At 39.9% G+C, this 7,694-nt stretch carries 7 protein-coding genes; all 7 read right to left on the bottom strand.

Going from position 1 to position 7,694, the window contains the following annotated elements; all coding sequences use genetic code 11:
- Positions 1-44: 44 nt before the first annotated feature.
- The 7 genes from C7475_RS29380 to C7475_RS33600 all read right to left on the bottom strand — a co-directional run bounded on the left by C7475_RS29380 (position 45) and on the right by C7475_RS33600 (position 7,251).
- On the bottom strand, positions 45-860 hold the full coding sequence (locus tag C7475_RS29380) for a restriction endonuclease (RefSeq protein WP_110057002.1): 816 nt from the start codon (positions 858-860) through the stop codon (positions 45-47).
- Positions 861-1,676: 816 nt separating this feature from the next.
- On the bottom strand, positions 1,677-2,366 hold the full coding sequence (locus C7475_RS29385) for a hypothetical protein (protein ID WP_110057003.1): 690 nt from the start codon (positions 2,364-2,366) through the stop codon (positions 1,677-1,679).
- Between the two features lie 254 nt (positions 2,367-2,620).
- Positions 2,621-2,869 (bottom strand): PDDEXK nuclease domain-containing protein, encoded by a 249-nt coding sequence (locus C7475_RS29390; protein ID WP_110057004.1) that lies wholly within the window; start codon positions 2,867-2,869, stop codon positions 2,621-2,623.
- Positions 2,860-3,324 carry a DUF1016 N-terminal domain-containing protein gene (locus C7475_RS29395; RefSeq protein WP_110057005.1) on the bottom strand — a complete coding sequence of 155 codons (465 nt, stop codon included), beginning with the start codon at positions 3,322-3,324 and terminating at the stop codon, positions 2,860-2,862. The genes C7475_RS29390 and C7475_RS29395 overlap by 10 nt, the downstream gene beginning before the upstream one ends.
- Before the next feature lie 244 nt (positions 3,325-3,568).
- Positions 3,569-5,521: a hypothetical protein gene (locus C7475_RS29400; protein WP_110057006.1), complete on the bottom strand. Its 1,953-nt coding sequence runs from the start codon at positions 5,519-5,521 to the stop codon at positions 3,569-3,571.
- A gap of 594 nt (positions 5,522-6,115) precedes the next feature.
- Positions 6,116-6,685: a hypothetical protein gene (locus C7475_RS29410; RefSeq protein ID WP_110057008.1), complete on the bottom strand. Its 570-nt coding sequence runs from the start codon at positions 6,683-6,685 to the stop codon at positions 6,116-6,118.
- A gap of 242 nt (positions 6,686-6,927) precedes the next feature.
- Positions 6,928-7,251 carry a LytTR family DNA-binding domain-containing protein gene (locus C7475_RS33600; RefSeq protein ID WP_110057010.1) on the bottom strand — a complete coding sequence of 108 codons (324 nt, stop codon included), beginning with the start codon at positions 7,249-7,251 and terminating at the stop codon, positions 6,928-6,930.
- Between the last annotated feature and the right edge of the window lie 443 nt (positions 7,252-7,694).

The following is a 7,694-nucleotide window of genomic DNA, read 5'->3' on the forward strand; positions in this document are numbered from 1 at the left end:
GGAGATAATGTACAAAGGTGATGTGCATTGTATGGATTAACAATTTAGTCCAGGTGCCGGTCTCTGTAGGCTTTACACCAGCTTCTTACATCTCCGCCATTTTTTAACGTTAGCTCATGCTTCCGTTCATTCGAAAAAAGGGTCGCCGGCATAGTAAAAGCTGATGTCGTAAACATAACCGCTTGTGTAAAGCTGCCGTGAACCTTTACCCCATAAAGCGATCGTACCGCTTCTATTCCAACTTTTCTCCACCTATACCGCTTGCATTGAATAGCATGCTTTTGTGGTCCAGTTGTCGTTTCCTTAGTTAAAATAACATCGATACCTCCGTCAGCTGCTTTTCCGGTAAAGGAAACATGAAATCCATCATGCCGGTACAGCTCTCCTATTATTTCTTCAAATGCACGCGGGCTAATAGTCTTCATAAAAAGGGGATTGTCCGCGATACGGATAATCAAACTGCGACATTCTTCCAAAGAAAGGTGTCCGTTACCTATCCACGGGACATGCAGAATATGAGGATTAACCAATGTCAGAAAAGGTCTCAAATCAGGACGAAACGACAGCGTTCTTGTAAACGCCAACACCTTATTTCGACAATCTGCGATGATATCGGCGAAAGTCATCCTGTGAATAGAATTCATTCTATTCTTTAGCCCCGACATGATATCGTCAACAGAAATACTATCAAAGTCCTTTCGCCTACGCTCAGAAACCAAGTAATAATCCTGTATGTGCTTCCAACAAGTTGATACCTCATTATTAGAGGAAATGAGATGATCAACTTCCATCAATTGCGAAGTGTGAAGACCTCCAGTTAGTTTTAACATTAAGAGCTCATGGATATCCGAACGACTCATGGTTACTACCGAATATTTGACCCTCAATTTAATAAACAGATTAACATATAAAGGTTAATGTTAGGTTAATCCCCCTGCTAGATGAGTTCCCACAATACCAGTATAAAGCACACCAAATTTTATTTTCGCTAAATATTTCTCAAACCATACATCCAGGAAGAAAAGATTGAAGACGGTAGCCTAAAACAAGTTAATGTTCCCTGCATTAAATACCTGTATTTCCTTTGAGGCATAGCTTCAAGACTATAAATTGTTACTTCTCGGCTTAATTTCGGTTAAAAAAAAGGATCTATAAAACATATACTTTTTCCAACTTACTAATAATCAACGCCATTTGGTTCGATAACTTACCGCTACTGGGCACTATATCTGGCTTCTTCTCGACCCAATTTCGGTACGATCCCCCATTGTGAAGAAAATCCCTGCAACTAACAGGCTCGAACTACTAAAAAATAAAAAACTACCAACAAGTAAAAGAGGGCCAATTTAGCAGCTCTTTTTACTTGTTGATGAACGCTCTTTGTTAGCCAGAACAGCAGTACCCAATATATCTCACACCCTCGTTAGGGCCATATAATCTCCTGGAAGAATAGCCTAACAAGTGTTAAACATCTGAATGTGAACTCCTATTATGCGTAAGAGTATCTACCTTCCTCTTCCTACTAAGGCTCCATAACCGAGAAAACAGGATAATTCTAAAAAGCGACGGCCCTTTTAAGGGCCGTCATTTTTTATCGCTTTACTTTAAATTAATCAGTTATGAGCTAATTAACTTAAAGATCTTTTCTTCCTGCAAAGCTGGTGTAGTTCAGTCATTTATGCCTTGGCAAGGCTGGCAAGCAACACTTGCACCTTTTGAAATTCTTCAAAAGTCTCATCCATCATATCATACTTCTTTATTCGTTTTGCATATGCCTCTACCAGCTTTGGATAATTGCTGTTGCCAGCCAGCCTGGCAGCTATCAGCCCTTTTACAATCCGGTAGCGTTCATTGGCCATATGTATGGAATCTTTATCAGGCTTATTATTGAGCACCGCATCTATCCCCGCTGCTTTTTCATGTGCGAGAAAATAAGGCAGTGCCTTGCTTTGGAATATTTCTTTTAGCATATCGCACACAGCAGCAATATCCTTTTCCTCAAAAATCAGCAGCCCGTACGATTGGTTTATATGTTTAGCCACACCATCAGGGTTGGCATCCAGGTCTGCAATGGCTGCTCCTACTGTTATAAACTGTGTGGCTTTTTTGAGGTGTTTATTTAAAGTGATCTGCTTATACAGCGCCTCAATAGCCTTTACATGTACATAGGCTACCGGTTCTATTAAAAAACCTTTCTGCCCGGTCTGTAAAACGGTCCGGTCATAAAACCGGATATCGAAATTGAACAAAGCACTGTCAGTATCCTTTAAAAAGAATTGATTTCTCAGATCGGCCCTAAAGCCCGCAGCCGCCAGTGTGGGTGATAAACACTCAAAAATTTCTTTGATGACTTCTTTTTTTTGCATACCTGCATTTTTATTCCAACACAAATGTACCTGTTTGGGAATTCCAGCGATAAATGCCTGTTTTCAGTTTTGAAGGATCGATAAGAATTCCGTCGAAAGCGCCGCCATTTTTACCGGATATGATGCCTTTAATTCCTTCTACGAAAAGTCACTCTGTCCACCTGACAACTTACTGCCATCTACCTTCGATTCAAAGGGCAGCTATAACTTTGTCCTTCTTGGTAAGCAGGAAATCAACTCTTAGGTTTACACCGTTATCCAGCTAATTCTATCACAACATAACATCTTAGATGCAAATGATAAAACAGCAAATCCAGGAAATAATCCGATTCATTTATTTCCAGTTTATATTGGCGTCCAACAAATGCAAAGCCTTTCCCAAGCTCTAACATAAAGTCCATAATTCTTCGTGTAAGAGCCTGTTCTATTTCACGTTCTTGAGCATCATCCTCTAAACCGAGAAAGTCAAAATGATACGGGTCTTTTATACTTTCTACGGCCAAATCGGACTGAGGCTTAGGAAGTGTCGTTTTAAAGTTTTTGCTTCCAAAATATCACGGGACCAACTATTTTTATGAGTGGCATTTGCATAAATAATGGCGACATCTATGTCTTTTACTTTGGAAATCAACGTTCTTTGATACGACCAAGGCAATTGTGCCACAGCCTGTGGCACAAATTCAAACTGTTGAGAAAAGAATAAATACCACTGACGTATTGTATACAAATTCCTACGGGAGAATCCATTTACTTGAGGAAAACTTGCTTTTAAATCTGTTGACAACTGTTGAAGAAAATTATCGCCCCATTTAAATTCTGCCTGCCTGGACACGATTTCTTTTCCTAAATCCCAGTAAAGTTCAATCAGAATAGTATTGAAATTACTAACTGCTCGCAACTGCGCCTGTTGAACTTTATGCTTAATTTGTGAGAACCATTCATTATATAGTCTGTCCATAAGAATATCCACATACTAGTTCAGTACGAACTTCAAAAATAACCTTATGTTAACGTCGGGCAGGTTAATCCGATGTTAATTTCTATAAATAATACTGTAACAGCTACACGCAAACGAATAACTTTTTAATTATCAATACTATTGGGTTCGTAAGCGTTCCGCTACTGGGCACAAAAGCGGAAAGGTCGGAGATATCTCTCCGATTTTTTGCTTTTTTACGTGCAAAGGTCCGCTCTGAGCTGGATTATAAGCCTGCATTTTCATCTGCTATACTTTTTTGAAGCATTAAATCATCCACTATTTTAAGGATGGCCAATACGAGCAGCTTCAGAAGAACGTAATATTCAAACTCATGTTCTTTTTCGGAACCGCCGTTCGAGCCGTGCAGATATTTATTCCGTATATTTAACCCATTTGTATATCCCTTCTTGTTTAGGTAGTAGTTATAATAGCTAATCTCAGGTCTGGAAAACAGGGTATTTTCGAAGTCTATTAAACCGTTCTTTTCCATTTCATCTAGCACTTGACGCACTTCTTTTGGAAAATGCCAGTAACTGATCACTTCATCACGGTGTAACTCTCCAATGAGGTACATCATGATGTCATCCGTCATTTTCACATTGCTTGCACTGTCAATAATGAGGTAGCCTTCAGATATTAGTTGTTTAATAATATCTTGCTGATAAAGAGCAAAGGTTTCCATCTTTACATCTTCATTTTCGAGCAGATCGTATAGATTCGAATATTTGTCATTGAATGGTTCTACGTAATGCAGCAAGCTCTGGTCTGAGTAAAAGTGATGCTTCAAAATGTCGGTCTTGCCATATTTAGAGTATGCATACTTTCTTTCTAAAAGACTCTGAACATCGCCAAACTTAAGTGGGCTTGAATCGATTTCAATCAATTCAAAATCTATTTTCCCTTCTGTAGCATAAATCTGGTACTGTTTTAATAAAAATTCCAATTCCGGGGCCATCGTTCGTATCTTTTCCAGGAAGGTAGAGTCTTTCGATGGAAATCGAAGGTGTAGGCCGTCAATTTTGAGCTCATTATTCAACGCTAACCGGATGAAGGATTGAATTAATTCTTCGATGGATCTACCTTTTTGACTAAGGTAATGACTGAATGAAAGAAGCTGTACTATGGCAATTTGATTTTTTTGCCGAAATCGCATCCCGTCCGCATATTCATTTTTCGATTTCATCATTACTCTTTCAAAAACACCGATTTCACTTTGCCTATTGTATATCGTTATTCGACCAGTGTGATCTGTAAAATCGAAAAGATTCCGGAACAACATGAAAAGGGCAACGTCATTGGGTTGATCGTCCAGAAATCTATGGCTGTACGAGAACTTGAGACAATACTCTTCATGGGATATCTTTACCGGCTCGCCCTGATCCCTATCCAGCGTGATCTCCACGCCCGTCCGCCAGGATAGGCCTTCCTCAAAAATCTTATCGTTTAATTCCTCTGATCTTTTCTTTGCCTTTAATCTGGTCCTTAACGAAAGTTTTAGATCATTTGAATCCTTAGAGTGCTCAATAAGCCGTATATAGTTCAAATTGGGCTCGTGCTGATCGATATAGCGTAAAATAATGTCTTCTTTGTCTGCAATTGAAAGGCTTTTGGGGAATATATAGGAAACTTCTCTGGAATTGTCGTCTTGTTCAAATTTTGACAACAATAGTTCTGCGGCTTCATCGCAACCCATCAGGAAGTCGCGTAGTTCGTTATCAAAATGGTTTACAGTATTCAGGTGCTTCAGTATGTATCTGATTTGAACTGCGTGTCGCTCCAGTAATGCTGAAAAAGTCTCATTTTTTATTCGGTTATATACCTGAAGGTAGTTGAAAAGATGCCAAAATGCGCGCCGATAGCTAAAATCTAAACTTTCAATAGCTGGGAATATATTTTCATCGTTAACGATAAGGAAGAAATCTCTTATCTTCTTTTCGGCTTGAGCAACCTTCACTTTGTAACTATTCTTTGCCGCGTCATCCCAGGTCAGAAGAAAAAGATCATTTTCGAAGTACTGTTTAATGTTGTAAAGTTCGAGGAGGTCATTTATTTCCATGTCAACCGCGAGATCTAAATTGTCAAGCAGCTTTTCAGCTTTCTTCAGATTATATCCTGCGGACATGTCTTCCTTGGAGTGAAATATGACACGATCCTGTCGCTTTGTACTCATGCTCATTCTTACAATTTTCTAAGTTTCAAATTTACAAATAACAGAGGTTTTTAATCCAGACACCAGTTCAATAACGATATCCACAAGGTTTTTTATGCCCGGTAGTCATGGCTTCGCGTACGGTAACGGTATCAATACGGTGGGTACACTTTCTTAATCCCTGGCAAAGCCTATTGTGATAGGCATAGCTGCTGCCGGATCTGCATACATATACCTTGTCGGATTGGAATTTACCAGCAGACGTGAACAACATTAGTAATAAGATAAGTTTCATAGCAGAATTGATCGTTAATTATAAAACGGGGTATGAGGGAAGTTACTAAATTATTTGAATCACTATGAATATGTCGGTTTAATTCCAGGGAATGTCATAAGTATTAATACCTAGAGTTTCGACCATAGGATGTTAATGTATTCGAGGTACGACACGTTGAAAGGGCGCAGTAGCATGCGTCTATATTCCGATGGCCAGGGTTTGGAATGAATCGTTCGAAACGACAGCCGTAAGACTATAGGCTCACTCCAGTTCTGAATTATTATTTTGTAGTTTTTAATCAAAAAAAAACGCGCCCCGGGTAACCGGGGCGCTGATTCACACTTCTAAGAAATCGTGGATATTCTCTCGGATGTATTACCGGGCAAGTCCGTCGCAGTGACGACTATCCGGGTCCCCGTGAGCGCAGCATTGACAGCAGTCACGGTATAAGTCCAGATACGTCGGTCATTTGTCTGGAGGACAGCATCTCCCTGTTCCAATACAGTGCCGGTCTGTGAAGAGATGACAACTGTTACGGATTTCGGGGTAATGACGTCTCTTGCTTTGACAGTGATCAGGTCGCCAACCGTTCCTTTATAGCCACTGATGTTTACATCATAGATGTCCGGTGGATTCATTGCATCCCTCAAAGCTACATTATATGCAGTCTGACCACCTTTTGCAGCCTTCTGATACAGCGCCTTGATTACCGGATCTTTTATTGCATTCTGCGCGAACAGCGATGCTATTACAAACTGTTCGCGTGTTTCCTGTTGTTCTTCAGTCGGCGGTTTGGTACTTGGACCGCGCTTCATACTGACGATGGTTTTTCCCTTTCTAACACGGAAGTTCATCATATCTCCGACAGTGCCGGATGTTCCTTTCGTGAAGGGGTTCGATTTTACATATGCCATAATGATAAGTTTTTAGTGATTAAAAAATGTTGTTTAACCACAATCCTGATCACCAGGTCAAACAGGAGGCGCCTCTCTCCTGCTTTAGGCGCAGCCCCGTTGATCGCGATTGCTGACACAATATTAGCGAGATTAATAACGCTGACCCGGACGATGTATCCAAACTGCAAATACATGTATCTGAACTGCAAAAATGTGAGGACGAACTGCAAAACCGGAAAGACGGAAATGCACCGGTGTTATCAGCAGATCCGGAAATGACTGAGAAAACGCTCCTTGTATTCCCGGCCGATGGGCAATGGATCTCCTACAATCATAGTGACTTCACTATCGACAAATCTGATATAGCTGATACAAACGACGTATCGCTTATGTATGCGAATGAAATGATTGGGAGTAAGTTCTTCCTGGAATTGCTGCAGGCTTTTTCTTATTCTAAAGATGCGGCCATCTACGAGCTTAAGGCATATATAGTTTTTTTCCACTGTCGCGTAAACGATCTTCTCTTCTAAGATCATCTCACGAACTGAATCTTTTTTAAGTATAAGAAATGGGCGGTTCTGCATGCAAATGAACAATAAAATCAGATAAAATCAAATGGATATGTGGGGATGTTAAAACACCTGGTAGTAGTACACCTGGGACAGGTAACAGGAACAGATGGGATAGTCGATATCTAATAGTTAATAAACTAACTATGGGCCTTACTTCGGATGCAATCATTCTTAAGTAATTCATGATGTAAAAAGTTATTTTGAGTTTTAAATAGCACACAACGCTGGTCATGCTTACATATGCTGTTACAAAGTTATGAAGAGCAATAATCTACAAGTCATTTTTAAAGCACCCTTTTTTCCCAATTTCCTCACAAAAAACGGCACCGACCTACTCGTTTTAAAGTACCATTATTATCGCTTATATACCGCTTAGATACCGCTAATCCTACGTTAATCCTACGTTCATGAACGTAGGATTAACGTAGGATTAGCGGTATCTAAGCGGTATATAA

Origin of the sequence: Chitinophaga sp. S165, from assembly GCF_003182155.1 — a bacterium.
GTDB lineage: Bacteria > Bacteroidota > Bacteroidia > Chitinophagales > Chitinophagaceae > Chitinophaga.

What these genes read in the sequence shown, in the direction of transcription:
- C7475_RS29380 (WP_110057002.1), bottom strand. Translation starts at nt 860, where the DNA reads ATGAGTCGTTCGGATATCCATGAGCTCTTAATGTTAAAACTAACTGGA.
- C7475_RS29385 (WP_110057003.1), bottom strand. Translation starts at nt 2,366, where the DNA reads ATGCAAAAAAAAGAAGTCATCAAAGAAATTTTTGAGTGTTTATCACCC.
- C7475_RS29395 (WP_110057005.1), bottom strand. Translation starts at nt 3,324, where the DNA reads ATGGACAGACTATATAATGAATGGTTCTCACAAATTAAGCATAAAGTT.
- C7475_RS29400 (WP_110057006.1), bottom strand. Translation starts at nt 5,521, where the DNA reads ATGAGCATGAGTACAAAGCGACAGGATCGTGTCATATTTCACTCCAAG.
- C7475_RS29410 (WP_110057008.1), bottom strand. Translation starts at nt 6,685, where the DNA reads ATGGCATATGTAAAATCGAACCCCTTCACGAAAGGAACATCCGGCACT.
- C7475_RS33600 (WP_110057010.1), bottom strand. Translation starts at nt 7,251, where the DNA reads ATGCAGAACCGCCCATTTCTTATACTTAAAAAAGATTCAGTTCGTGAG.